Genomic DNA, 248 nt, shown 5'->3' with positions numbered 1-248 from the left:
CGTCCTCGCCAGCGGCAGCGCGGTGGCGGTCGATCCGGCCTCCGCCGACGCGATCCTGACGCTGTGGTATCCTGGCGAGGCGGGTGGCACCGCCGTTGCCGACACGCTGGCCGGCGTCCGCAATCCCTCGGGGCGGCTGCCGGTCACGGTCTATGCGCGTACCAGCGACCTGCCCGCCTTCGTCGCTTACGGGATGAAGGAGCGCACCTATCGCTACTTCACCGGGACGCCGCTCTGGGGGTTCGGTC

The 248-nt window shown here is 71.4% G+C and carries 1 protein-coding gene; it reads left to right on the top strand.

The window, feature by feature from the left end:
* Positions 1-248: glycoside hydrolase family 3 protein (locus tag AC0CH8_RS19030; protein ID WP_465241218.1), on the top strand; the 248-nt coding region annotated here is incomplete at both ends.

It is taken from the genome of Sphingomonas sp. AC435 (assembly GCF_979253005.1).
Note: the sequence above shows the minus strand (reverse complement) of the source record. Positions and strands in the feature narration are given on the sequence as shown.